20 protein-coding genes are annotated in these 26651 nt (G+C 42.4%); 5 read left to right on the top strand and 15 right to left on the bottom strand.

The genetic code is table 11. The features are described 5' to 3' along the window. The first annotated feature begins 13 nt into the window (after positions 1–13). Positions 14–565, top strand: a complete 552-nt coding sequence (locus tag AC1S8V_RS15600; protein ID WP_482069797.1) for a TetR/AcrR family transcriptional regulator — start codon at positions 14–16, stop codon at positions 563–565. Positions 566–847: 282 nt separating this feature from the next. Here the strand turns inward: AC1S8V_RS15600 and AC1S8V_RS15595 are convergent, their stop codons facing one another. The 6 genes from AC1S8V_RS15595 to AC1S8V_RS15570 form a co-directional block, all read right to left on the bottom strand. Beyond that, entirely contained in the window at positions 848–4651 is a 3804-nt protein-coding gene (locus AC1S8V_RS15595) for a GH32 C-terminal domain-containing protein (RefSeq protein WP_482069796.1), read from the bottom strand. Positions 4652–4805: 154 nt separating this feature from the next. Next, positions 4806–6392: a glycoside hydrolase family 32 protein gene (locus AC1S8V_RS15590; protein WP_482069795.1), complete on the bottom strand. Its 1587-nt coding sequence runs from the start codon at positions 6390–6392 to the stop codon at positions 4806–4808. Between the two features lie 842 nt (positions 6393–7234). Next, complete coding sequence (locus AC1S8V_RS15585; protein ID WP_482069794.1) at positions 7235–7465, bottom strand: XRE family transcriptional regulator; 231 nt, start codon at positions 7463–7465, stop codon at positions 7235–7237. A gap of 106 nt (positions 7466–7571) precedes the next feature. Further along, positions 7572–9134: an alkaline phosphatase family protein gene (locus tag AC1S8V_RS15580; RefSeq protein WP_482069793.1), complete on the bottom strand. Its 1563-nt coding sequence runs from the start codon at positions 9132–9134 to the stop codon at positions 7572–7574. 245 nt (positions 9135–9379) lie between these two features. After that, entirely contained in the window at positions 9380–11119 is a 1740-nt protein-coding gene (locus AC1S8V_RS15575) for an ABC-F family ATP-binding cassette domain-containing protein (protein ID WP_482069792.1), read from the bottom strand. 257 nt (positions 11120–11376) lie between these two features. Next, positions 11377–12240 (bottom strand): LysR family transcriptional regulator, encoded by an 864-nt coding sequence (locus AC1S8V_RS15570; protein WP_482069791.1) that lies wholly within the window; start codon positions 12238–12240, stop codon positions 11377–11379. A gap of 144 nt (positions 12241–12384) precedes the next feature. Between AC1S8V_RS15570 and AC1S8V_RS15565 the strand changes: the two genes are divergently transcribed. After that, a complete protein-coding gene (locus tag AC1S8V_RS15565; RefSeq protein ID WP_482069790.1) occupies positions 12385–13224 on the top strand; it encodes an alpha/beta fold hydrolase in 840 nt (279 codons plus the stop codon). A 214-nt stretch (positions 13225–13438) separates the two neighbouring features. Then, a complete protein-coding gene (locus tag AC1S8V_RS15560; RefSeq protein WP_482069789.1) occupies positions 13439–13861 on the top strand; it encodes a hypothetical protein in 423 nt (140 codons plus the stop codon). A gap of 427 nt (positions 13862–14288) precedes the next feature. Here AC1S8V_RS15560 and AC1S8V_RS15555 read toward each other — a convergent pair whose 3' ends face one another. Beyond that, a complete protein-coding gene (locus AC1S8V_RS15555; RefSeq protein ID WP_482069788.1) occupies positions 14289–14528 on the bottom strand; it encodes a hypothetical protein in 240 nt (79 codons plus the stop codon). A 93-nt stretch (positions 14529–14621) separates the two neighbouring features. Next, entirely contained in the window at positions 14622–15014 is a 393-nt protein-coding gene (locus AC1S8V_RS15550; protein WP_482069787.1) for an FCD domain-containing protein, read from the bottom strand. A 377-nt stretch (positions 15015–15391) separates the two neighbouring features. Here AC1S8V_RS15550 and AC1S8V_RS15545 point away from each other — a divergent pair, with 377 nt between their 5' ends. Together AC1S8V_RS15545 and AC1S8V_RS15540 are read left to right on the top strand one after the other, a co-directional pair. Beyond that, positions 15392–15643, top strand: a complete 252-nt coding sequence (locus AC1S8V_RS15545) for a (4Fe-4S)-binding protein (RefSeq protein ID WP_482069786.1) — start codon at positions 15392–15394, stop codon at positions 15641–15643. Next, entirely contained in the window at positions 15636–15917 is a 282-nt protein-coding gene (locus AC1S8V_RS15540; protein WP_482069785.1) for a GNAT family N-acetyltransferase, read from the top strand. Before AC1S8V_RS15545 ends, AC1S8V_RS15540 begins: the two co-directional genes overlap by 8 nt. 104 nt (positions 15918–16021) lie before the next feature. Here AC1S8V_RS15540 and AC1S8V_RS15535 read toward each other — a convergent pair whose 3' ends face one another. From AC1S8V_RS15535 to AC1S8V_RS15505, 7 genes are all read right to left on the bottom strand, one after another. After that, on the bottom strand, positions 16022–17689 hold the full coding sequence (locus AC1S8V_RS15535; RefSeq protein WP_482069784.1) for a glycoside hydrolase family 13 protein: 1668 nt from the start codon (positions 17687–17689) through the stop codon (positions 16022–16024). 51 nt (positions 17690–17740) lie between these two features. After that, positions 17741–19369 (bottom strand): glycoside hydrolase family 13 protein, encoded by a 1629-nt coding sequence (locus AC1S8V_RS15530; protein ID WP_482069783.1) that lies wholly within the window; start codon positions 19367–19369, stop codon positions 17741–17743. Positions 19370–19391: 22 nt separating this feature from the next. Further along, on the bottom strand, positions 19392–20285 hold the full coding sequence (locus AC1S8V_RS15525) for a carbohydrate ABC transporter permease (RefSeq protein WP_482069782.1): 894 nt from the start codon (positions 20283–20285) through the stop codon (positions 19392–19394). A 13-nt stretch (positions 20286–20298) separates the two neighbouring features. Continuing rightward, positions 20299–21213 carry an ABC transporter permease gene (locus AC1S8V_RS15520; protein ID WP_482069781.1) on the bottom strand — a complete coding sequence of 305 codons (915 nt, stop codon included), beginning with the start codon at positions 21211–21213 and terminating at the stop codon, positions 20299–20301. A 62-nt stretch (positions 21214–21275) separates the two neighbouring features. Then, the gene (locus AC1S8V_RS15515) at positions 21276–23012 is read right to left on the bottom strand and encodes a type 2 periplasmic-binding domain-containing protein (protein WP_482069780.1); all 1737 of its coding nucleotides are present in this window, start codon (positions 23010–23012) and stop codon (positions 21276–21278) included. Between the two features lie 315 nt (positions 23013–23327). Next, positions 23328–24734, bottom strand: coding sequence for a response regulator transcription factor (locus tag AC1S8V_RS15510; protein WP_482074353.1), 1407 nt, complete (start codon positions 24732–24734; stop codon positions 23328–23330). After that, positions 24731–26443, bottom strand: coding sequence for a sensor histidine kinase (locus AC1S8V_RS15505; protein ID WP_482074352.1), 1713 nt, complete (start codon positions 26441–26443; stop codon positions 24731–24733). The genes AC1S8V_RS15510 and AC1S8V_RS15505 overlap by 4 nt, the downstream gene beginning before the upstream one ends. Between the last annotated feature and the right edge of the window lie 208 nt (positions 26444–26651).

Here is a 26651-nt window from a genome sequence, read left to right as displayed (position 1 = left end):
GTAGGAGGGAAACATGAAAAAGCAACCTGAAATAACGGAGAAAACAAGACAAAAGTTTGTAGAAGTTTTTTGTGAGTTATATAGCCAAAAGCCGATTGAGAAAATTTCGATTCAGGAAATTGCAAATAAGTCAGGATATAACCGCAGCACCTTTTATCAATACTTTACTGACATTTACGAATTGTTAGACTCTGTTGAAAATGACTTATTAAATGAGATAAAAAAAGAATTGGCGAATAAAGAGCTATCGATGCATACGGTTCAAGATACGCTCTATTGTCTGGACAAAAGAGAACATCTCCTGGTTCTTAATGCCCTTTTGGGTGATTATGGAAGTGCTCGTTTTTTGAAACACTTAAAAAAAGAAATCGCACTGGGTCAATTAGAATTAAATGTTCCGCAAAACCATTCTTTAACGCCATACTTAATTGAGTTTTACCTGACAACTTCCCTTTCTTTATTTCGTCTTTGGCTCCAACGTCAAAAGGATTTATCGTCAGAAGAATTTTTCAAGTTAGTGGAGAACCTATATTCAAGAGGGATTACACCCTATTTTAAAGAATGAGTCTGTCTTTCAAACCAAATCCATAAGGTTGTATAACAATAAAAAAGGCCGCATAAGCTTGTTTACACAATAAACTCCATAAAAACTGACCTAACCCACTCTTAAGGGTCCGCATCATGCAAATACAGACTTCTAAAATTTTTTCTGTTGAAAGGCCATCCTTTGTCGGATGGCCCTGTATTGTGCTTTGATAAAAACCCCCAGTTGCCGTCCTCTTTGAGTCTATCCCAACCAATATAATTGGAATATCTATGAGATACGGCATCATGGAATAAATTTTTATTATTTCGCTAATATCCATTTTTGTCGATCAAGAGATGGATTCAGTTCACTTAGGAAGAGTTCGGTCCCATCTTGCGACACTTCCAGCGCTTTTTGATGATGAACCGAGGTAATATGGACAGATCCGTCTTCGTTCTGGTGAAGGACCCAACGCTGGTTGTTGTACCCTAAGTAATGATACAGCTGAAGTTTGTTTTTCCCTATATCCAAATCAAGCGTCTGACCGGCCGTAGTACGAATCGAATACGAACCTGCTTCATCGCCTGTCGGAACAAATACCCACTTTTGGGTGGAAGCTGTACTTGAATCCTGCAAGGAAATGGACTCCCCATTGACAAGGTTAAGTGTATAAATGGATTTTTGTGTTGCGGTATTTACAAGGCTGGACTTGATGATGTTTGCAGGATCGCCGTTGCTCACATTGACGTTTTGATAAAATGCGTAGCCGCCAAATACATGAAGTCCAAAGTGGCCTTCTGCAAAAGTACCATCCATTATATCTATGACTTTTTGGCTATCCACGTGAACTATAATATGCGGACCATTCGCTTCTATTTTCACCTTATAAGTTTGACCTGGCTGAATGAAAGTGGGTACTTCCGCAAGAACCTGCCGTTCTTCAAATCCTCCGTTGATTTTATAGAACAGACGGATCGCCTTCATGTTAGGGTCTAGATTCAGATAGTAACCACTGCGACCATCCTCGCTAGCCCTGAACAAAATAGAACCTGCCCCTCCTGTTTCACCAAGCATCATGTCTGCTTCATACGTAAAATTTCCAGCTTTCTCTTTGGCGATATAATTCGCATCGCTAAAATATTTACCACGAATCCCATTTTCACTAACTAACCATGAAGCAGCAGACAGATCTTTAGTCCATCCACTCAGGTTTGTCCGGAACTCGCCACCTGTGACTTTAACGAGCACACTAGTGGAAGCTTTGCCATTCGGAGTAGATACGGTGATCGTGGACTCCCCTTCTTTTTTCGCCTTAATAACTGCCTGTGATTTGTCTACCATGTCTATGGCTATTACTTCTTTATTACTGGACTCCCACTTAAGCGGTTGAACACCAAAACCTGGTCCATACTCGACCATTGCCTGCAGTGTATCCGACTCCCCTATACCCAGTTCCCGAACCCTCGTATCCATCTTTATCTGAGCTTTTGCAGGAATGTCCTCATTCCAGACAGATTGAAGTTGATACACTATCAAGGAAACAACGTTCACATTCCCGCCTTTCACGTAAAAACTCATCGCTCTACTAGCCGGATCCGGAAATATAACATCTGAAAAGACGACTTTGCCGCCGTTACCAAAGACTTCAACGGAAGACTCATCCACAAGAATACGCATCTTAACTCGATTATTCTCCATTTGTGTAAGCGCTTCATGTCTCTTGCTGAAAAGGCTGGAAAAATCCGTTTCACCGGATGCAGTTCGGTCCACAAACATACTACTATCGCTTGCCTTATAACCCACGACCGTCTTCTGATTTGCACCCTCACGAATGTTAAAGCCAAACTCGGTCACTGTGCTGGCTTCAGGGATTTCAATTTCAGCTTCAATTTCGTAAGCACCAGAAATAATACCTTTTAGCAGATTCCCGGAAGAAGGACTCACCGACTTGTTAGAAGCAGAATACAAAGGTTTACGCAGTGATTCCAATTCTTTAATTGGACTTTGCACCATCCGAATTCCATCTTTGGTCGTTACCAATGATACTTCTCTCGGAATGGTTAGTTCACCTTTCCAATTCGACGTTGGGAAAGCGAACGGATAATCCCAATTCGTCATCCACGCCATCATCACTGTGCAATGATCAGGCATGTTAGCGAAAGACATCGAAGCGTAAAATTCTTTACCAAAATCTGTTCTTAGCACTTTACCCGCCGGATTATCGTTCACGAATTTACCATCAGCTGTTAAATCACCGATAAAATACTCGGCATCTGATCCGCCTGTTTTTGGATTCGCTCCCGTACTGATCATCATAACCCACTTCTTTTGTGACGTTCCGTCTACCGGAAGCTGGAACAAATCAGGGCATTCCCATACTCCTCCGCGGACGTAATCCCCGTATCCCCAATGATCTGTCAATGTCCAGTCAAGTAAATTCGTTGATGTATAGAAATGAATATTATCTCCTCCGGACACAACCATAACCCATCGGTTATTCTCGTCATCATGGATTACTTTCGGATCGCGGAAATCCCAATCCCCAGCGTCTTCTCCGCTCTTACCTGGGTTTTCGATCACGATCGGGCGATCCTTCGAATATTCCCAAGTACGACCTTGGTCTTTGCTGTAAGCCAGACCTATACGCTGGTTCCCATTCGGGCTATCCGGATTAAAGGAAGTGTAGTATGCAATAAGGCCCTTGCCTCCTGAATCCCCGAATAAACCGGATGCATTCGTCATATCCGCAACAGCCGATCCAGACCAGATATGTCCATGATCATTCCACGGAAGTGCAATCGGAAGCCGCTTCCAGTTCAGCATATCTTTACTGACAGCATGCGCCCATGTGCCTCCATCCTGATGGAAGAGATGATATTCTCCTTCGAAGTAGACAAGTCCATTCGGATCACTTGCTGAACCACGTATTGGTGTGTAGTGATACTGAGGGCGATATATTTCGTTATAATATTGGTCCAATTCCGTCACATAAGTATCCTGGAAATAAGCCGTCCCCTTTTTGACGATGATTCCGGTATTTCCATTCGGGTAGGTTGAATCTTTCACGTCAATTGCGGCCGTAGTGTATCCGTCCAGGAAGACCTGAATTCGATCTCCCTTTGCCTTGATTTCCACATGATGTTTGGCTCCCATCTGACTCGGATAAGTACGTAGAGAACTCGCAATTACTGTTCCTTTTGTATTCGTCAAACTTACACGGACCTGATCTCCTTCCTTCGTAAGAGTAGCTTCATATCCTTCAGCTCCATCAGTGGAAGAACGAAATGCAAGAGCTGCAACAGAATTAGGACGAAGGATAATATTCCCTTCATACACCATGTCGGCTGCCTGTTTATTATAGATTTGCTGTGCTTTGCTCTCATGCGCTATCGTCCCTCTTTTACCGCTAATATCAGGCTGCCAACTTCCCTTACTTGCGACTACCGTACCCAGATTACCATTCAGATCGCTCACCATGATGTTCGAAAACAAGGCGGATCCATCCCATACATGGAGTCCCAGTTTCCCTCTTTGATACGAGTTGTCCTGAACATCAATCAATGGTTTATACTGATTGCCCCAATATACTTTTAGCGAGGAACCCACTGCCTTCACTTTGAGATGATAGATCTGCCCCATTTCAACAGAAACTTTACGCTCCTCCTTTAATCTCCCATCTCCACTCCTTGAATCTCTTAACCGAATCAGACCTGTGTCCGGAATGATTTGGAGCATGTACGAGCTATAGCCGTCCTCATTAGAACGGAACAACAATGTTGCATCTGACCTCGTATCCATGATCATGACATCAGCTTCATAGATAAAATCATCGGATACCGTCTCGGAGATAGCTGTCACATTTTCTTTAGGCTGTGAAGTCAGTAAGATTCCTTCTGAAGTCTCCTTTAATACCCCTTTTCCTTTCACTTGCCAGCCTGTAACATTGGCGTTGGATTTGGTTGCGCTTTCAAAAATATCAAGCTCCTCCTTTGTCTGTTTACTTGTTTCCCAATCAGCGAACATAGCCTTAGCCGCATTTGATTTAGATGTAAAAATACCGTTTGAAGTCAGAGCTAATCCCATTGCCATCAGAAGACATATTGACAATTTAGATTTATCTTTCATTCCTTACCCTCTTTTCTAATGAGTTGGTGAAGCAACTGAGGACAAAATCATAGGTAGGAGTGCGAAAGAAGCCCACGTAGGAACTTCCTTCACGTTAAGGTGAGCGAGCTGGAGCGGAATGAGATGTATGATAATCCACAGCTTTGCCTTTACTCTAAACGCATTCATTTCCCCAAATGCTTACAAGCTCATTGATTTGAAGCGAAACGACCTTTAGTTCTCCGCCCAGAGTATAGAGTTCTAATCCTCTACTTTCCAAGTCGGGGAAAATCATGTCTGAAACGATTACTTTTCCTTTATTGCCGAAGACCTCGACACTGGACCAATCAACGTAAATGCTCAATTGTATTCGTTCATGCTCTGGCTTCATGGGGGCCTTGTGTTTTGCAGCAAAGTCAGGATGGAAATCCGTGTCGTTCGACTTTGTCCGATCAACAAACAACTCCTTTTTCAAGATACTGTATCCGATGATTGTCTCCTGATTGGCAGATGTTCTTACCTTGAACCCAAATTCTTCTGCAGTACCGATTTCAAATTCCGCAATAATTTCGGCCTTTGCAGTAGAAATATCAGATAAGACGTTGATACCTGGCTTAATCGTTAAATCTTGCAGAGACATAATCGGTCTTCTAAGTTGACTTAGCTCATCTATAGGTACTTGAATTAAGCGAATTCCTTCCGGATATGTCTTAAGCTGAATCTCTCGAGGGATGGACATGTGGCCACGCCATTCCTTTGAAGGAAGAGTCGAGGCATAACGCCAGTTGTTCATCCAGCCGACCCAAATCTTTCGCCCGTCTTCTTTCGGAATGCCGTCCCATGTAACAGCCGCGTAAAAGTCAGATCCATAATCTATCCATCTGATAGCATCTTTAGATTCCAACGTATCATCTGGTGTGAATGACCTGCCATCAAAGTTCCCTATGAAATACATCATACCGGAACCGCCAGCCGGTGGTTCTGGATCCTTTGGATTCACACCATTTCTGTCCCCGACGCTTAGTATCAGAATCCACTTAGTAACATCAGGTTCCTCATCTACTTGAATTTGAAATACCTCAGGACACTCAAATACTCCTCGGTGAATACCAGCAATGTCGGAACCGAATTCGCTTGCATAAGACCATTCCTTCAGATTCGGTGAGATGTAAAATTCGACACGGTTCTTTACAGCAAGAACCATTACCCACATTGAGGATTCATCATGCCAAAATACCTTCGGATCACGGAAATCTAGCGTTTTCGTTGGGAATAATACGGGGTTACCTTCATATTTTGTCCAGGTTCGTCCCTTATCCCTGCTATAAGCAATGCTTTGCACCTGCGGTTTTCCGTTCTGAGCATTGTTGCCATCATTAGTATAAATGGTAACCAATCCTGATCCGTTTTCGTTGAAAAATCCGCTTGTATTGTTTTTATCGACCACCGCACTTCCCGAGAAGATTGCTCCATCTTCACCAGGAAGAATGGCCGGAGGAAGTTCCTCCCAATGCACTAAATCCTTGCTTACCGCATGCCCCCAATGCATGCTGCCAAAATCAGGTTTAGTATCATGAGGCGTATGTTGGTAGAAAAGGTGATATTCTCCTTCATAGTAAACCATACCGTTGGGGTCGTTCATCCAATTTTTCTTAGGCGAATAATGTAATTGCGGCCTGTATCTATTCTTGAAAAAAATATTCTCTGATTCTTTTCTACTGCTCATATCTCCTGATAAATGTAATTCTTTAATGTTAATCACTCTCCATCTAATTTTCTGAAATCTGAATAGAAGTATTTCAACTAACTTAACAACCAGATTGGAAGATAATTGCTTAGAAGAGTTATAAAACTCATCTCTATTAACAAAATAATCCTACGAAGTGCATTTGTCAAAGTATTTTCTGTTTAATGCACATATTTTTTTGTTTTTTAACTTTTAAACTTTACATTTGCACATTTTTTTATAAATTAATTGGAGATGACAGCTTTTTATTAAGTTTATCAACTCTTACTTCTTTATTGGACAACCAGATGGTTTACAAATGCACATTGAAAATATAGTTTATAAGCGTTGATCCAAATTAGCGAGCCTGCATTATCTAGCGCTCATATTCACAGCAATCATATTTGCTGATTAATCTGCAAAATGAATAGCCGTATTTTTGACGAGTATGACTCGTCAAGAATACGGCTTTATATATCTGGATTAACTCTATCATATTGTTTGCAGTTACTGCTTTGTGCTTATATTGCTGTATCACGCTATATGCCTAAGTTAAACAGAAGAAACTGCACAGCGCTCTGTCCACCCGCTTTTTTCAGGTGAGTAGAGAAAAGGTACGTTTTCGCAACCATGTACGTCCCTCCTGTTTAAATTCAGCTCCCTTAGATAATCTAATGACTCAGTTTTTTCTCCAGAACTCCAAATAGAATCTTTAATAATGGTGGTGCAACGAGCGTAGTGAAAATGACCATAATAATAACTGAGGTAAGAATAGTCCTGCTGCATGTATTCTGCGTTGTTCCCTCGGTAACGCCAACCAAGCAGGATAAAATTCCAATAACACAACTATGGATGGTTAAACTGGATCCCCAACGTCATTACATTTTCCTGTTAGTCTTTTCCGGAATTAGTTCATACAAGGTACGAACATCGCAGCCGATGGAATCGGCAATCGATATGGCAATTTTGAGGGGCATCACTCTTTTGTTTTCAATAAAGTCGAAAATTCGTTCCGGTTTAAAAAGTAACTCTTTTGCCAGCCACTCTGCTGACTTTCCGTATTCACTCAATCGTTCATTCAATAAGCAACGTCCTAGTTCAAATTTCAAGAAGCGATGACCTCCATCGTGACATAATATTTAACCTTAAACATTGGTTTTTCATCACTGTTACCAGTCATTCAAAAGGGAATTTGAAAATGCCTACTCTTTTCGCCTACTGTATTCCTTGATTTTTTTTAGTCAAAAGGTTTAGAAGATAAGCTTTTAAATCGACCATACGTAAATATTCAGGCTTTTGATCTGTACCACTGATTATCAAGGGGACAAGGGATTCCATTTTACGAATCGAACCGTGACCGCCTCCTCCCTTGTGCGTTGGTGAGCTACCACCAGTAAATTCATACCCTGGTTTTGCTGTGACAACCAAAAATTCGCCTTGATGTGAACGGAGCGCGCTTGACAATCGTTTCAGAACATCGGGATACTGATCGAAACTCAATGAGTGTGTAGCCATATTTAAGTTTAAATCTAACACCTCTTCGTCCTGTTCGACCGTCCATGATTGGTCGTATGGGTCTGTCAGGTTGCCTCCTGTTTTAAATTTGATCTGATTGGCTGTTGATCCTTGAAAGGCATAATTCCAATCCTTTTCTTTCCAAGAGATTAAATCGATGCGTGGGTCTTTCCTTAAAAGGTTCGCCGTATCTCTCAGGGAACGATCTACATTTAATGAATATACATAGGCTATCGTTTCATTGACGGCAAGAATGATCTCAGTCTCCTTCGATACAGCTTCACCAGGACGCAAAATTTTGGCATCTCCAAGCAAGGAAGGCAGATCAATCACCGGATTCTGTTCGGCAGGCAGAATACGGGTCATCCCGCTGTCGCCTGCAATGATAAAGTTGGCATGATGTAAGGCTTTCTCCGGAGACCCGAATGACTCCAAAACAGATTGAAGTTGTTGATCCAACTCTTTGACTCCATGTAGGCCCGTAGGGCCTTCTTTATGTAACTCCCGGTCTAAATCCGGCAAATAGACAAATAAAAAATCCGGCAATCTATTGGATTGAACCAAATATTTCACAGCTTCAATAGCGAAATGATTATTGATACCCATCCGATTCGTTAGGCCATCCGGCATGTTTTTAATACCTTGAAACGGATTAGACAATGCACCCAGGGACAGGAAATCCGGACCTTTAACATTGATTTCTTTTGGTAAGGAAGCAGCAGCTTGAATCCAATCAGGTATCGACAACTTATGAGCGGACGCCCCTCTGTATATCAGCCCGTTGATCGAACCAGACTTTAACCCTTGCCGAGCCAAGTCCTCATAAATCGTGGGAATATCCTTGTTCAAATGACTTTCATTCAAATGGAATAATGCATCAGTCATAACTGGACTAACTCCTAGTTTTAGTACTTCCATGGGTCCCGTTCCGTAATTGATCATTTTCTTGTTGTCCGCAGAATACCAAGTTAGGCCCGGCACACGGTGAATGTCTGAATATGCACCAGTAATCAACGAGCTGTCGATCGTGACGGACATCGTGGGAAAAGAACTGACCAAATTTTTATAATATTGTCCGTGTTCGATCAGGAATTTGAATGCAGGAAGTTCCTGTTTACTGATTCCTTGGTCGATCGCCTGATACATCAAAGAGTCCACCATCAGGAAGATGACTTTCTTCGCATTTTCTCCATTTGTGGAGTTTATCCGCATCAAATCCTGTTCTTTAGGTTTCGAGTTCTGGCATCCGATAAGCATGATCATTAATAAGATCGAAGCTAACATCTGTTTCCCTGTTTTCCTCATACAGTTCACCCCGTTTTATAAATTTTGCATCTAAGATTATGGAGTTATTCGAGGTGTTTTTTACCAAGAGGACTCATCACCATTTTGCATTCCGAAATAATGAAGTCGGTAACCCTCCCGGCAACAAAAAAAGCCGCTAAAAATAGCGACTTTAATGGGGAAATTTTCTTGAATTCGAACTAATTCACGTTAGTTCTTTAATTTCAAAGCAACTTAATTAGCTCTTCTAGCTCATCAACCAAACCTTTTGCAAGTTCAAAATTAGTATCTTTCAGAGCCAATTCTATTTTCATTTCAACTGCTTTTTTCTTTTGTTCCGTTTCTAGATAGTCTTCATCAAAATGACTCGAATAAATCATCTGTCTAAATTCTTCTATACTCATTTTACTAATCGTTTTGTCCTCAATAATTAAAACATAATCCATCCCATTTACAACAGAATAGAAATCATGAGAAATCATGAGAATCGCACCTTTGTAGTCCTCAATAGCTTTCTCCAATGCGATTTGTGTATAGATATCCAAATGGCTTGTCGGTTCATCAAGAAGTAATACGTTCGCTTGACTGGCAGCAACTTTAGCCAATTGAAGCATGTTTTTTTCTCCGCCAGATAAAGATTCGATCTTTTGATCAAGGATTTCTCCTTCAAAGCCATAGTTTGAAAGATACGATCTAATCTCATCATAAGTTTTAAACCCGGCATCTATGAATTCATCTAATATGGTATTCGAATCTTTTAGCATTTCGCCTTGAACCTGAGATAAATAAGCCACGTTGACATCTGCATTTATTTCAATTGAAGCATGGTTATTTTTAAAAATCTCTCGTAGCAAAGTCGTTTTCCCGGTACCGTTTGGACCGATCAGGGCTACTTTATCTGTCGATTTGATCTCAAAGTTCACATTTTCCAAAAGCAACTCGTCAAAGGAAACGCTATAATTATTGACGTTAACCACAACGGAGTCTTCCATTTCCTTATCGATACCAAAACTGATATTCGGCTGCTTGATATCGACAAATGGTTCTTTTATCCGACGTGCTTCCAATCGCTCTTGAAACCTGACTCTGGCTTTTAACGCTCTGCCTCTGGAGGCTTCCGAATTATACGTGGCGATCTCTCTAAGATTGTCGATGATGTGGTCGTATCTCTCAATTTCTTCAGCTTCAGCAACCGCGATTTCTTGCAGCTCGATCTTAGTCTGAAGCAGCGAGAAGTTATAATCGATGTATCGCCCGTCAAACTCTTGGATCTCCGTGTTTTCAAGGTGTATGATTTTGTTGAAACAATGATTCAATAGATATCGGTTGTGCGTAACAACGAGCAGCATGCCCTTGTGAGAATTAATCAATTTTTTAAGTGCATTTAGGTTTTCAAAGTCTAAAAATACATCGGGTTCGTCCATGATCATGAAGTCTGGACGATTCAGCATTTCCTTCATCACTTGAATAAGTTTGAATTCCCCGCCGCTTAATTCGGATATATCAAGGTCTTTTAGCTTCATGAGGTTGGCCAGGTTTAGCTGCTTATTAATGGTGTTTTCGTAATTATCCCCATCCATCGCCTCGAAGGCATCCAAAGCCAATTGAACCTTTTCCAGCAGCGAATCCATATCCGATGTGGTTTCCATTTCAGCATAAATCGCTGTGATTTCATCTTGTATCTTGATAAATTCTTCTCCGATATATTCAAAGACGGTCATTTCTTTCGTTTTGTCGACTTGCGAAAATTGACTGACATACCCGATTCTGCAATTCGGGTCTATCTCTAACTTGCCCTCGAACAAATATCTTTCCGGATCCATCAGGATATCGATCAGTGTACTTTTCCCACTGCCACTTGTTCCGATAAAAGCGCAATGTTGGCCTTCTTCAAACGTAAATGAAATGTTTTTATATAGTTCTTTTTGCGGAAATGAGAAGGATAAGTTATCAACTTTTATCATAGTGTTACCTTTCTTTATAACTAAAATGGTGACTATTATTAAATGTCTTGTTGAACACAGACTTTTAGAGTAACACTGTTTACCTCCAAGTACAATCCATTTTTAGCCCTTACCCTCACTTCGAAATTTGAATACGTTCTTTTTAATGGTGTCAGAACCCCCTTGAGACAGGAAGCGTAGCGCAAAATTTATCCCACTGCGCTGTTTTGTCACTTTGAATGCTAGTTAAATTATTTTGTATAAAGCTTCCTCATTTCTTACCAGAGGGAAGCATGCTTTCTAACGATTTCAATAAAAGCTTCTACTTGGGGAGAGATCCACTTGTTTTTGGGATATAACAACTGCGTAGCTAGATTCTGTTTGTACTGCTGACCTGAAAGTTTTCCTTCCATCAGCTCCCTCTCAACCGTAATCCGAGGTAACAAGGATATGCCCATCCCACTCAATATGGACTGTTTCACAGCTTCGATACTCCAGAATTCAATATTGGAAGTAATCCCAATCTGATATTCCTCAATGCACTGTTCAAACAATGTGCGATACCCACAACCTCTTTCGGTAAAAAGTAAATTGCTTCGCACAATGTCCTGTTGTAGCTCAAATGAATTGGGATACAACAGCATCATGGGCTCTTCAGCCAATTTCTCACTGTACAGATTGGGGTCATGCACCTCTGTCCCGAGCATGAAGGAAATATCACTTTTACCCTGCATCAAATTCTCTTTATAATATATGGAATCTAATTGGTGCCATTCTATATTGACATGAGGATGCAATTTTTTGAACTCTTCAATAATAGGGGGAAAACGATAGATCAACAACGTTTCCCCAATACTGATCACGATATTACCCGTTAATTCCCCTTGCGCAGCAGTCACTTCCTTAATCATATGATACAGTTCAAGCATTTTTTGGGCATGTGGTAACAATTTTCTCCCAGTTTCCGTTAAAATAACCCGCTTACCGATTCGATCAAATAAAGGGTAATTAATTTCCTCTTCCAACGCCTTGATATGCAATGTAATTGTAGATTGCGCGTATCCAAGATGCTCAGCAGCTTTGGTAAATCCCTCGTGTTCCACAATCGCAATAAATGTGACCAAATGACGTATTTCCATCATTGGCTCCCTTCTTTTTACCATCATTAAAACTGATTATTTTCATTTAAAGTATCAATTTTACTAATATAACGCAAACGTTTATATTCAATGTAACTCAATGAGAGCTAATTTAATCTCAATCGTTTATAGAAGGGAGTAATCACCATGCAAACAGCAGCAACGTCATCCATGTTGATTAATGGATATCGAATCGCTTATGAACAATACGGAGAAGGCTCTCCCATATGGCTCCTTCATGGAACACCGTCTTATAGCTATGAATGGAGAAAAGTAATACCCTCTTTGGTTAAAAAAGGATATAAAGTCTACGTTCATGACCTTCTTGGATATGGAGCATCCGAAAGACCACTCGAAGCAGATACTTCTGTGGCAGCACAATATACGCTGTTCAGTCAGCTTTTAAACGAACTTGGGATGGATCGTTTACATGTCGCAGCCCACGATTTAGGTGGAATTGTTGGAGTCCAACTGGCCCTGGAACAGCCTGAGCGTGTACAATCGCTTACGTTACTCAACATGCCCAGCTATGATTCGTGGCCCTCACCAACCTGGAAGAAAATTATTGAAGAACAGCTCGAACAGGTTGAACGAATGCCCCGTGCTGATTTTGATACCATGCTAAAGAAACAATTACCCATGGCAGTTTATAATAAAGATCTTATGACAGGTGATACACTGGATGCATATCTGGCACCCCATACAGGTTCATTGGGGAAAGCCTCTTTTTTCTCCCATCAGGTAGCTCACTATAATGCAAAATATACTGAATCCTATCAAACAGATTTACCCAAGCTGAAAGTTCCTGTTCAAATTTTATGGGGGGAGGAAGATGAATGGCAGCCCCTCGCTTACGCAAAGAGGCTTGTCCAGGATATTCCCCATGCCTGTCTACATGTCATTCCCAAAGCTGGTCATTTTGTAATGGAAGATGAACCTGGGCGATGTTCCGATTATATCGACCGTTTTTGCAATAAACATCCATGATATAGGGTGATAATAGTCGTAAGATTAAGTATTCCCTCCAAAGCGATTATAAAGGGTTTGTTAAACACTATACTGAACAGAATGTCTTAGAGAAAATTAAGCGCTCCACTGGCATAAAGCTGGTGGAGCCTTTTTTTCGTTAATGGCAAGGTGTCCATGCATACTAACAGCCTTTGAATATACTATCCTACCCCAACTATAGGAGGTATATTCCATGACAACGTTTCTTAATGCAAGAACATCACAAAATTCGAGTTTAGCAAACTCGATTGCAATACCAATTTTGGTTATTAATACGCCGCAGTTGTTTGGTCAAATCGGTTTGCAAACTGCAGGTGCTGGCGCCAATCTCAGAGTGCAATTTAAGGGAACAGTTTCTGTACAACTGCCATTAGCTCTTGTAGGGATTACTATTACCGTTGTAAGAGGAACCTTGCCAACTGACCCGGTCATTTATTCCGCAACGTCTACATTCAGTTTGAGTGTACTAGCACCACAAGTGATCACATTCTCCGGCGACGATTTTAATCCACCACTCTTACCACAATTGACCTATACCGCATTCGTTAGCTCCAACTCGCTGGGTACGATCCGTGTAGGCCCTGAGAACTTTGATGGACTTGTTGTTTCGGACTAATTTCACTTTTGTGTTTTGTAACCTATTGGCTTGATGCTGATAGTTTTTTTATTTTATACTGCACAAATTATGCATGCTTACATAACATATTCATGCTTACATAACATATTAATGTAGACCATAGGTCTACCTCTATGGACGACTTAGCCCACTGGTCAACAGCCAACAGCGGGCGGTTCTCACTTATGATATGACATTAATCCTAAGAATAAATAGCAGGTGTAAAGGATGATCTTAAGTTTGATCCACTACATATAATGGTCAGATACAACACAGACAACACGGGGCTATACGCAGCTCCGGTACCGGCGACCTCTCCCCTGATTAAATTCCGGGAAAAGTTTTATTGATGATGTTCCATCATGTTTATTTTTCTCAACATGCTTTCAATTTCAAAAACTGCGTATATGTAAATATAAATCTAGAATCAGGAACGCTTGTTACGGGGTGAAGTCGTCACAACAGGCATTGTAGACGATCCAACCCGGGGACAGCTATTGTCCTCCTTTGCTTCTAGCAACCTGCGGAACAGGAAGAGCAGATTTAACAGCATCAGGCGCAGAAGCGCTATCGTAACGTTTTTGCCACTTTCAGCCGTTGCCTCCTCGTTATCTCCACTTACGAAAGCGCTTAGCACAGACGATGGTACCACCAATAATCCCAGCATGAACGACCCGTTTGTTCAAATCTCTCCACTCCTTTAGACGCATTTTCAGGGCGTTTAGAATCCAAAATTGGATACAATCCTATCCCAAAAAATTCACTTCTGAAAGATCTCTTTAAAATTTAGGACATTGGGCACCGTTTCTGTAAAATTCAGAGAACGTTCGATTTGCCAGAGGTGTTCTGTCATAATGCGGGCCGCCAGTTCCCCGTCTTGCTGCAGAATAGCAGCTAGCAAGTCTACATGATCATGGCAGAAGCTCTGATTTGTCCCGTACAGGACAATGATTACCGAGGTGAGCGAGATCAACTCCTCCAGAAAATGATAGTAGTAATAGTTATCCAATAGTTCTGCCAGCTTAAGTTGTATATCTACCGTGACATCCAAAGCACCAACGACATCGCCATCATGGCTAGCCTGGTGCTCCTCCCGGATCAGAACCTCCAGCGGGAAGGACCCTGCGCATTTCAAAGACCGTTCGTGCTTCATCAACGCTAGGACAAGATAGCTATCTATTAGCGAATAAAGACATTAGGTGAAGATCCGTTTATGCTTCACTTTACTACATGAGACGATTATGCATCCAACGACCTTGCGCCAAAGTATTAGGAGATTCGGCACGTTGACTTATCAACGATTCCTCATTATAATTCGGACATCGAGAGCCAAGCAGACACTGCTTGCCATATGCCTTATGATGTCGGATTCGAAAGTTCTCATCGTCAGCATTCACGATATAATGAATGAAATTAACTGGAGAATCAGACGGCGATCCACGCTTCACTATTGGGGCAGAATTCTGACAGCTTTCGAAGAATGGATCTTGATCTCTAAACAAACTCAAAATTGAAAGATGTGAAGGAATTATGATTAAACAGAAGTTTTACTACGGTAAAGAGATCGAGGTAATGTTTAATTCGGATGTCTGCATTCATTCCGGTATTTGCGTAAAGGGCCTCCCTGGTGTTTTTGATTTAAGCAAACGTCCTTGGGTTGATCCTGATGGTGACACTTCGGAGGCCATTGCCCGGCATATTGACACATGTCCAAGCGGAGCATTGACGTATAAGCTTCTGGACGGTGAATATTCAACAAAGGAAGTGGATGGACATGAATAACGTAGAACATGAACCTGCGAATAAAAGATTTCTTATTCAAGATAACGGTGACATTGCTGCGGTGATGACGTATGTAATCTCAAGTCCGGAGCTATACATTATTGATCACACATTGGTCGAAAATGCATACCGCGGACAAGGGCTTGGCGATAAACTTATCAAAGCGATGGTGGAATACGCGCGGGAAAACGGTATTAAGATTTTACCTTTATGCCCTTTTGCCAAGGGACGTTTCGAACGTATCTCCGAATACGCTGACGTTCTCCATCAATAAAACGAATATTCGCAGATGATTTTCATGTAGTTACACAACAATAAAAGGGGCCTATATCATTCAGAAAATGATATAGGCGCCTTTTGCCTTTTTACGTATCTTACTTATACTTTATCGCTTAAACCAACGATTGTTTCAAATGGTCGCAACACCAGTGGCAGCATGCCATTCTCATAGTTGGTAAGCCAGATCTCTGAGAGGTTGAGGCTAAGCTCATCTTCCTCAAGCTCCACGATGTGTTCAGTAAGATTGATTACTACCAGCACCTGTTGGTCTGCCAGTGTACGTGTATATGCAAATATACTCGGATGATCCGGCATAAGAAGCTCATAAATACCATAAGTCAACGTATCGTGCTCTTTTCGCAGCTGAATCATTTGTTTGTAAAAGTGAAGGATGGAACGTGGTTCCTGAAGTTGACTCTCAACATTAATATTGACGTAATTGTCATTCACCTTTAGCCATGGCGTACCGGTGGTAAATCCGGCCTGTTTGGCCGAAGACCACTGCATCGGTGTTCTGGAGTTATCGCGACTTGAAGCCCAGATAATGTTCATGATTTCCTCATGCGACATCCCCTCTTCTCGTTTGATCTGATATAAATTCCGATCGGCTATGTCGTTATAATCTTCTATGGAAGGGTAAGCCACGTTTGTCATGCCTATCTCTTGCCCCTGATATATGAAAGGGGTGCCTTGCATGAAAAAGTACATGGCTCCAAGTGCTGTGGCACTTTCATACCAATACTCCGTATCATTTCCCCAGGACGAAACTTTGCGGGGTTGATCATGATTTTCAATAAACAAAGCATTCCAGCCGACACCTTCCAGTGATTTTTGCCACTTGGTCAAGACGCTTTTCAATTTGGGAACATCAAGTTGCCTGTCCGTGCTATTTTTCCAAAGGTCAAGGTGTTCGAATTGGAAGACCATATTAAATTTTCCTCTGACTTCACAGATCCAATCCAGCAGATCTTCCTGGTCCTCAACCTTTACTCCATTCGCTTCGCCAACAGTCACGACGTCATATCTGGATAATGTGTTTTCTTTCATTTCTTGCAGATAACGCTGGATTCCTTTGACATTCATATGTTTTTCAAAAGAAGAGATGTATTTGAAGCCTTCTCTGATTGGCATGTCCAAGAGGCCCTCTTCTTTGTGAATATGGCTGATGGCATCGACACGGAAACCGTCAATCCCTTTATCCAGCCACCAATTCATCATTTCATAAATGGATTTCCTAACTTCTTCATTTGCCCAATTCAAGTCCGGTTGTTTTTTGGAGAACAAATGGAGAAAGTACTGTCCGGAGACTTCATCATATTCCCAAGCAGAACCGCCAAAGATGCTCTCCCAGTTATTCGGTTCTTCTCCGTTCTTCCCATCTCTCCAGATGTACCAATCTCGTTTGGGGTTATCCAGGGAAGCTCTGGATTCAATAAACCACGGGTGTTCGTCACTTGTATGATTGATCACCAAATCCATGATGAGTTTCATGCCCCGGTGATGAACTTCATGCAGTAATTGATCAAAGTCCGCCATCGTACCGAATTCATCCATAATGGAACAGTAATCGCTGATGTCATAACCATTATCGTCGTTGGGTGACTTATACATTGGGCAGATCCATATCAGATCAATGCCTAGCTCTTGAATATAATCGAGTTTTGAAATGATTCCCTTAATGTCACCAAGCCCATCTCCGTTGGAATCCATAAAACTTCTTGGATAGATTTGATAAGCTACTGCTTCTTTCCACCATACTCTTTTCATTGAATACAATCCTTCTTTCTTAAGGACTTAACTATATTTAAGTATTATGCTTTAATCATGGATAAGGTACATTCTTGCTTCGTATGGACGCAATTCACGCTCCGATGTAACATCTGAATAATTGGATATCAAAAGCTTATTCGTCTCTGTCGATTGTTCCTGAAGCAGGAGTTCGGTCGTATATCCCTGGAAATTGCATACGACTAGAATTGTAGTATCATTCAGCGTTCGGGTATAAGCAAACACGTCGGGGTTCTCTGGAAAGATCAGCTCATAATCACCATATACAATGACTTCATGTTCTTTTCGTAATTGAATTAACTTCCGGTAATAATGGAATATGGATTCAGGGTCATTCAAACATTGCTCCGCATGGATATGCTTATAATTCGGATTCACCTTAAGCCAAGGTTCCCCTCGTGTAAAACCCGAGTTATCGGAAGCATCCCATTGCATAGGTGTGCGTGCATTATCACGTCCCTTGGCGTAGATCGACTCCATCACGCTTTGTTCAGGATAACCTTTCTCCATTCTTTCCTTATAAAAATTAAGCAATTCTATGTCCCGATAATCTTCGATCGCATATTGAATATTCGTCATACCCAATTCTTCACCCTGATAAATGTAAGGCGTACCTTGCATGCCATGAAGGAGGGTAGCCAACATTTTAGCCGATTCGACCCTGAATTCTCCATCATTCCCCCAACGTGATACGATTCGAGGCAAGTCGTGGTTGTTCCAGAACAAACTGTTCCAGGCGTCGCCCTTGAGCTCCGTCTGCCACTTGGACAGCACTTTTTTTAATGTCATCACATCTAAAGGCTTGAGATCCCACTTTCCTTTGCCTTCCTGTTCATCCAAGCCGATGTGTTCAAATTGAAATACCATTGAAAACTCACTGCCGTCAGGGTTACTGTACAGTTTGGCGATCTCCGGAGTGGCCCCCCATGTTTCTCCAACGGTTAGCAGGTCTTCCGCCTTTTGAAACGTTGCTTTGCTTAGTTCCCTGATATATTTATGCAGATTAGGTCCGTTTCCCGTAATCTTCAAATCCGGTTCTTTACCAATTAAGTCGATCACGTCAAGTCGAAAACCACCAACACCCTTGTCAATCCACCAATTGATCATGTTGTATATCTCCTGCCGGACTTTGGGGTTTTCCCAGTTGAGATCTGGCTGTTTTACGGAAAATAGATGTAAATAATATTGCCCGATCTCAGGCACCCATTCCCAGGCTGAACCACCGAATGTGGACCCCAAGTCGTTCGGAGGCGTTCCTTCAACGCCATCTCTCCAGACGTAGTAGTCATGGTACGGATTGTCTTTGCCTTTTTTGGCTTCTTGAAACCAGGGGTGTTCATCCGACGTATGGTTCAGCACCAAATCCATAATGATCCGAATGTTTCGTATCCCGGCTTCATGAATTAACGTTTCCATATCTTCCAAAGTCCCAAACATCGGATCGATATCCTGATAATCTGAAATATCATAACCGTAATCATCTTGAGGGGACTTGCAAACAGGTGATAACCAGATCGCACCAATGCCGAGTTCCTGCAAATAATCCAATCGGGACACAATACCTTTCAAATCGCCGATTCCATCTCCGTTACGATCTTGAAAGCTGCGTGGATATATTTGATATACAACGGTTTCTTTCCACCATTTTTTATTTTCCATGTTCCATTCTACCTCCCTAAGGTTATTCTTTGACCGATCCTACGACAATGCCAGTCACAAAGTATTTTTGCAGCAGCGGATAAATCAGCAATAGCGGGATGACAGCGACTACGATTTTGGCCGCATTCAGGTTTTTGTTCGAAATTTCAGTCAGGTTGCTGAGTTCACTGGAATTCGTGCCGGCTTGAAGCAAATCGGCAATATTCACGTTAAGGGACTGAATATAGGTCATGAGCGGATAATTGCTGACTTTGGTCATATAGATCAAACCGCTGAAGAAGTCATTCCATGTACCCACGATACTGAATAAGGCGACTGTCGCCAGTGCAGGAATGGACACGGGAACATATACTTTGAACAAGACCTGAAGCGGATTGGCCCCATCGATGAACGCGGCTTCTTCAAGCGCTTTAGGTACAGCGGAGAAGAAATTCATCACAAGGATGACACTGAATATTGGGACAGCGCCTGGCAGTACCAGTGCCCATATCGTATTCAGCATATCCAGGTTTTTGATCAGCAGGTAACTCGGAATCATGCCTCCACTAAACAACATGGCAAAAATCATCACATTCATATAAATGTTTCTGCCTTTAAATTCCCTTTTCGATTTGGATAACGGATAAGCCATCAAAATAATCAGAATCATGTTAAGCACAAGGGTAAGCGCGACACGTAGAACAGATATGCCAAAGGAACGCCAGAACTGTGCATCATCAATAATTTTGGTATACGCTGCTGTTGTAAAATTGACCGGAACGAGACCTACTGCATTCGCTGATACCGCCTCGCTACTGCTGAATGAAATGGCGACGATATTCCATAACGGAAGAAGGCAGACCAATGCCAGCATGATGACGATGGCATAGATGACAAACCGGCCAATTCGATCTTTGAAGTTTGCAGAATAGGACACAGGTTTGGCCTCCTTAGAATATTTTTCTGTCCGTATATTTTTTGGCCAACTGGTTGGCAGACAAGAGCAAAACAATGCCGATTACGGACTTGAACAAACCAACAGCTGTACCGAAGCTATACTGTCGCCCAACGAGACCGATCCGATAGACATAAGTATCTAGAATATCGCCCGACTCATAGACGACCGGGTTATACAAATTATAGATTTGATCGAAACCGGCGCTCAAAATGTTGGTCAGGCTCATTACGCCCATGAGCAGAATAATAGGCAGCATGCCTGGCAACGTAATATGCCACACTTTTCTCCACCAACTGGCTCCATCCATTCCTGCCGCCTCATACAGACCTGGATCTATCGACGTAATCGCAGCCAAATAGACGATGGAACTGTAACCAAACTCCTTCCAGACGTCTGTTCCTATAATCAGTGGCTGGAACCAGGTGTTGCTGCCTAGGAAATTAATATTTTCCAAGCCAAAGAACGCCAACATTTGATTCACAATTCCGTCCAGACTGAACATGTTGACCACAACGGATGCCAGTACAACCCAGGATAGAAAGTGCGGCAGATAAACAATCGTCTGCACGGATTTTTTCACGTATTTGATACGAATTTCATTTAATAAAACGGAAAAAATGATGGCCATCATCGTTCCGAGCAGAATTTTGCCAATCGCAATCACCAACGTATTGCTGACGACCTGCGTGATATCCGGCAGCTTGAACATATAAATAAAATGCTTCAGCCCTACAAATTCGGAGCCGAACATGCCCTTGGCTGGGATATAGTCCTGAAAAGCCGTAATAATGCCAACCATTGGAACATAGCTGAATACAAGCAAAAACAAAATACCCGGCAGCATCATCATATGGTACATGGCACCTGGGCCGAGTCGACCCCTTGCTCTCGAATTCCCCTGTTTCATGGATGAACCCCTTTCGTTGAAGAAAGGCTGCGTATCGCAGCCCTGCTCCTGTTCATGGATGTTTATTGTTTGGATGCGATCTCGTCTTCAATTTCCTGAATGACTTGATCACCACCCTGTTTCTTCCAGTTACTCACGAATGTATCGAAGTAATCGAGCGGTTCTGAACCCGTTACAATTTTAATAAACGATTCCTGTTCCAACTTCGTCAGATTGGCCCACGTCTGTTTCATGCTTGGCGTAGTGCCAGAGAAAACAGGTGTCATCCATACAAATTTGTTTTCCTGTGTCAGTTTGTCGATCAGTCCCACTCCGTTGATCCGCGAATGATATTTGGACCAAGCAGTTACATCATCCGTATCCATGTCACTCAAATAGGTTTTGATGCTTCCGATATTGTTCTTCGATTCGGTAGTGCGAACCTCATCCAGGGAAATTTCTCCTTTGATTCCGCGAACAACGTCAGAGTAATCATCCAGCAGCGATGTAGCCGAATTGACTTCGATATTAAAAGGTCTCGTAGATCCGTCTACCCCGGTCTCCTGATATTTGGCAGCTTCCGGCATGGTTGTTGCGGCATCTTTATCATTGGCCAGTTTATCGTAGAACAGGTTAAGAATCTTAACGGCCAGTTCAGGGTGTTCATATCCCTTTCTCACCACGATAAACTGATTGGATGGATTGGCATGCGCCACGTTGACCTTGCCGTTTGCATCCTCCAGCGTATAAGCCGAGAATTTCGCATTTTTATCCATCTGCTTCGCGCTAATCAGTCCCCAGTCAGGGATATGCCACGGTCCAAAGGCAATACCGCTTTGGCCATTGGCGTAGAGTGCGGTAATATCGTCAAACGTGCGGGTTCCAAATTGCGGGTCAATGATACCATTCTTGAACCAATCCGCCATGATGCCCAGCATCTTCTTCGTTTCTTCTGTCGTGGAACCATACACAATTTTGCCGTCTTCACCATTCATCCAATATTGCGGGAAGGCTCCCTCGGTTGAGGCAACACCCATCATGGTATACGCAGAGCCATTATAATCTGTTGTATTCATCGTGTTCACAAATGGAACACCTACCGGGTTTCCGGATTGGCCAGGATCTCTTTTCAGGAATTCCAGTGCGGTCTTCTCCACTTCATCCAGTGAAATGGCGCCGTCTCCATCTGCATCCAGTTGAATCCCCAGCAGATCCAGCCAATCTTGACGGACCCAAACCATCGTTGGTGCGGAATCCAGAGAAGTTGCCGGAAGGCCCATCAAACGTCCATCGATCGTCGCATTGTCTAAGGCACGTCCATCATAGGAATCGTACATCTGCTTGATGTTATCCGTAGCATATTGATCGTAAATGGCTGTCAGATCCTCAATCAGGTCATTATCCACCAGTTCTTTCAGTTCATCTTTGGAATCAACGCGCATCATATCAGGCAATTCCCCGGATGCGATAGCGAGCGAAACTTGACGGCTATAATCTTCGCCATTGGCTTCAAATTGATCTGTAATCTGAGCGTTAAACGTGTCTTTGACCAGCCGAGTATATGCGTTGTTCTCATAGGTATCACCAGCCGGCAGTTTTGGGTTGGCTGTGGTTACCCGTCCCATGGTTACTGTAATTTCGTCTTTATAAGCACTGAACGGATCTCCCGGTGTTACCTCATATTTGCCTGCTTCCTCTGCAGTAGGAGGATTGGAAGAGTCTCCACATGCCGCGAGGGTTGCAACCATCAAGGCAGACATGGACAGCACGGCCAGACGCTTCGTCAACCGTTTGCTTTTCATGGACCAATTTGTTCTCATCTAATTCGATTCCCCTTTATTCTGATGTTCAATATTTGTTTACGCTTTCATTATAAAACGAAGTGAAGACTCAACGAGATAGGGATTGTACGGTCGTTTAGATAGAGAAATGTGCACAGTTTTCAATCGGTATTATGAAGTATGGTTAGCTTGTGAGCATTTATCCTACCTACTGACCTACATTCGTCTAACTACCCTTACTCTTGATCAAAAACAAAAGCCGGCAGCTTCTAAAACAGGAAGCTGGCGGCCTACAACGGATCATTTTGGAATACGGCGACTTCTCGGATGGAAGAGACCTCAGGAAGATGTCCGCTATTTATTTCCTCTGCCTTGCTGCCGATACTCGCTTGGCAGAAGACCTGTCAGTTCGCGGAAAATCCGACTGAAATATTTTTCATCCGTATAACCCACTCGCTCCGCAATCCAGAAAATCGTGTTGTTTGTATTGAGCAAATACTCTTTGGACTTCTCTACCCGGATGAACCGGGAGTACTCATTAAAGGTTTTCCCCATCAGATCTTTGAAACATTGACTGAAATAACTTCGGCTGATATTGAGTTGTTGGGAGAGACCTGAAGCTGTATAGGCCTGCTCCAAATCATGCTGCATGATCATCACCGCTTTTTTCACGGCATCAATGATTTCCTGTGAATACGAAGTCTGTTCATCAGCCTTTCGAATGCTTGCGGCAGTCTGCTTAACCCATTCTTCAACCTCGTACCAGGACTCGAAAGAATGGATCATGGAGATTTTTCCAAGCGTAGTTTGGGCAAAAAGGTGGTTCCACTCCATCACGATCGAGTACAGCAATCCCATCAACTGACCTTTATGTAATCGTAAGGATATAAATTGGTCAATGAGTTGGTTGTAGTAACTGTCATGGTGGGTCCATGGGGTTTGGAACAAACTTTGTTTAATCCGGTCAAGGTCTTCATCGTGCGGTTCTTTTGAAAATGTATCTTCCTCATTCATCGAAACAGCAATGACTTGGTTATTGGGGTTGTACGCATAGAATAAAGACGTCTCTGTATAATTCATAATCCAGTTTTTGATTTGTGACCATGTTCGCTCTTGTACATCAGACAAAACCAACAACGTACACTGGGGAACTTGATGCAGGCATTCCTTCAATTGATGAAATAGTTGATCCTCTTCGGACGGGGGTGCAACCCACATGCAGCTATTACGCTCAACCTCCCATCTTATCTCATCTTCATGCGCAGTTAGCTCCGTTGGCCACTTATGCTCTGATTTCCGCTCCTGTGAAACAAGTGCATACACATTTCGATAATGGACATTGATTTCATCCTGTGAAGGCATCTTTCTTATTGTGCTTGTCAACCCGTTAATTCGGGTATGAATCCGTTGCAGAACATGTTCGAATTGCTCTTTCTCCAGCTGCACTTTGGCTATATAATCGATGGCTCCGAGTCTTAGCGCTTCCTGGATATAATCGAAATCCTGATGCAGTGTTAACACAACGATATGAAGTTCAGGATAGAGCTGCCTCGCAGCTCGCATCAGTTCGATCCCTGACATGACGGGCATCGCCAGATCCGTTAGCATCAGATCGACCGGTTGGTTTTTTAGGAAATCCAGCGCTTTCGCCCCGTTGCTGGCCTCTCCTACAACCTCCATGTTGAACTCGTTCCATGGCATCGCAGAGCTAATGCCTTTGCGTACCAACTTATCATCATCTACAATCAATACCTTAATCATGCCGAGATATCTTCTCCTTTAATAGGCAATACGAGCAGTATACTTGTCCCTGTTCCCAATTCACTCTCAATCACCAGTTGTGCTTGGTCCCCGTACTGTGCCTTCAACATGCGGTGAACGTAATTGAGTCCGATGCCCATCCCTACTTTTTGTTGTTCAGCTTCACGATTGTTTAGCAGATTATGAATGGTTTCCTCAGTCATACCTGCACCATTATCTTGTATCATAATGTTCAACGTTGAAGTGCATGTCACTTCAATCTGAATAAAACCTTCGTCACTCAATCCATGATATAACGAATTTTCAACCAGCGGTTGCAGAATAAAGCGGGGCACAGGAATTTGAAGCACTTGTTCATCTGCAGTAATGCGGACGTCAAATTCAAAGTCATAGCGAATTTGCTGCAAAATCAGATACTGTCTTAACGCATCAATCTCCTCTTCCATGGTGGATACTTGCCCTAATTTGCCTAGATTGTAATAGAGTAGCTTGTTCAATGACTGCACCAGCTTGTCGATCTCTCCTTGTCCGTTCATGACCGCCAGCCAGTGCACCGTATCCAGTGTATTCATTAGAAAGTGCGGGTTGATCTGATAGAGCAGCTTTTCCACTTCCAGGTCTGCACGAATCTTCTCTTTCTGCTGAACTTCCTTGAAGAGGTCACCGATTTGATGTTGCATATTCGAAAATTCACCCAACAGAAAATCAAATTCAGGAATCTGAGTGCGAGCTCGGCTTCCTTTCGTTTGTGGATTTTTGGACAACCCATTGATCTCCGAATGAAACAGACCGAGAGGTTTGTAGACCATCTTCCACAGGAGCCAAGCAAGAAACACGGTAAAGCCGAGGAAAAATAAAGCGACCAGCAATATTTGAAGCAACCACTGGTTTTTCTCCTGTTGATATTGGGACTGCGAAATGACCGATACGACACTCCATTTCTGTGAGGAGTCCTCTTTGAACCAGTGATACCCGCGGGATATTCCGTCCTTGGCAGGATCTACCGTTAAGCTGGTAAAACTCTCTCCGACCTTCATGGCTCCCGGTATTTCGCTGTACACAATGTTTCCTTTACCATCCAGGATGAGATGAGATAACGCGCCGTTGTATTGATTGTAGCCCAGGATATCCTGAGTAAGGCGAAAGCCCGATTCTACGTAAATGTACACGTCGTTCCTTTCGGAAAGTTGTACTTTTCGCATAGCAGATAGAACAAGCTGATCATCAAATCGGTTCATACTGATATGCGGACCATAGTATTTAATGCCATAGGTTTGGAAGAGTACAGGCAAAGACTCAGGAGATAAACGATCCTTGATTGGAAAGTTCCCGAACTGCGTAGTACCTTCTTTTTGAAAGTAATATAAGGTCAGTCCGATATTGGGATTGGTAAACGTGACAACGCTTAACTCGTTTTTTAATTCGTCCCTGGCTTCAATCAGTTCGAAGATATCGGAAGACGGGTTCAAGAATTCATCCATCCTTTTGCCTAAAGTACCTCTGTAAGACAATTGCTGCGTAACATGATTCAGATTGGTGATGGAATTTTCCAATGAAGATGTCACCTGCTGTAAATTGCTACGAATGCCATCATCGATCTTATTTGCGAAAATGGAGTCAATGGTATAATAAGAGATCGCAAATATGCTGATAAAGGGGATAAACGCACTGAGAAAGAACAGTAAAAAGATTCTTTTTTTAAGTGTCATGTGGACCTATTCTCCTTCTGAAAATGAAACAACAAGCCTCCTGCGTATGGAAGCTTGCTGTGGATAAATATACAGCTATGCCAAATATCGTTTTCTCCATAGGCCTCGGCCAAGTCCAATTTCCTTTCATCATTATAGATTGATATTCAAATAAGTCAAACGCTTTCATACGGAGCGCATATAAAAAATGCTACTCCTCAAAATGATG

The organism is Paenibacillus sp. B46(2026), from assembly GCF_056786355.1.
This window is presented reverse-complemented; position numbering and strand designations above follow the sequence as displayed.

Excerpts from the sequence above, each read along its gene's own strand:
- AC1S8V_RS15530 (WP_482069783.1), bottom strand. The coding sequence starts at position 19,369 with ATGGAAAATAAAAAATGGTGGAAAGAAACCGTTGTATATCAAATATAT.
- AC1S8V_RS15570 (WP_482069791.1), bottom strand. The coding sequence starts at position 12,240 with ATGATGGAAATACGTCATTTGGTCACATTTATTGCGATTGTGGAACAC.
- AC1S8V_RS15550 (WP_482069787.1), bottom strand. The coding sequence starts at position 15,014 with ATGAAGCACGAACGGTCTTTGAAATGCGCAGGGTCCTTCCCGCTGGAG.
- AC1S8V_RS15580 (WP_482069793.1), bottom strand. The coding sequence starts at position 9,134 with ATGATCATGCTTATCGGATGCCAGAACTCGAAACCTAAAGAACAGGAT.
- AC1S8V_RS15520 (WP_482069781.1), bottom strand. The coding sequence starts at position 21,213 with ATGAAACAGGGGAATTCGAGAGCAAGGGGTCGACTCGGCCCAGGTGCC.
- AC1S8V_RS15515 (WP_482069780.1), bottom strand. The coding sequence starts at position 23,012 with ATGAGAACAAATTGGTCCATGAAAAGCAAACGGTTGACGAAGCGTCTG.
- AC1S8V_RS15535 (WP_482069784.1), bottom strand. The coding sequence starts at position 17,689 with ATGAAAAGAGTATGGTGGAAAGAAGCAGTAGCTTATCAAATCTATCCA.
- AC1S8V_RS15560 (WP_482069789.1), top strand. The coding sequence starts at position 13,439 with ATGACAACGTTTCTTAATGCAAGAACATCACAAAATTCGAGTTTAGCA.
- AC1S8V_RS15600 (WP_482069797.1), top strand. The coding sequence starts at position 14 with ATGAAAAAGCAACCTGAAATAACGGAGAAAACAAGACAAAAGTTTGTA.
- AC1S8V_RS15565 (WP_482069790.1), top strand. The coding sequence starts at position 12,385 with ATGCAAACAGCAGCAACGTCATCCATGTTGATTAATGGATATCGAATC.
- AC1S8V_RS15510 (WP_482074353.1), bottom strand. The coding sequence starts at position 24,734 with ATGATTAAGGTATTGATTGTAGATGATGATAAGTTGGTACGCAAAGGC.
- AC1S8V_RS15540 (WP_482069785.1), top strand. The coding sequence starts at position 15,636 with ATGAATAACGTAGAACATGAACCTGCGAATAAAAGATTTCTTATTCAA.
- AC1S8V_RS15595 (WP_482069796.1), bottom strand. The coding sequence starts at position 4,651 with ATGAAAGATAAATCTAAATTGTCAATATGTCTTCTGATGGCAATGGGA.
- AC1S8V_RS15545 (WP_482069786.1), top strand. The coding sequence starts at position 15,392 with ATGATTAAACAGAAGTTTTACTACGGTAAAGAGATCGAGGTAATGTTT.
- AC1S8V_RS15505 (WP_482074352.1), bottom strand. The coding sequence starts at position 26,443 with ATGACACTTAAAAAAAGAATCTTTTTACTGTTCTTTCTCAGTGCGTTT.
- AC1S8V_RS15555 (WP_482069788.1), bottom strand. The coding sequence starts at position 14,528 with ATGCTGGGATTATTGGTGGTACCATCGTCTGTGCTAAGCGCTTTCGTA.
- AC1S8V_RS15575 (WP_482069792.1), bottom strand. The coding sequence starts at position 11,119 with ATGATAAAAGTTGATAACTTATCCTTCTCATTTCCGCAAAAAGAACTA.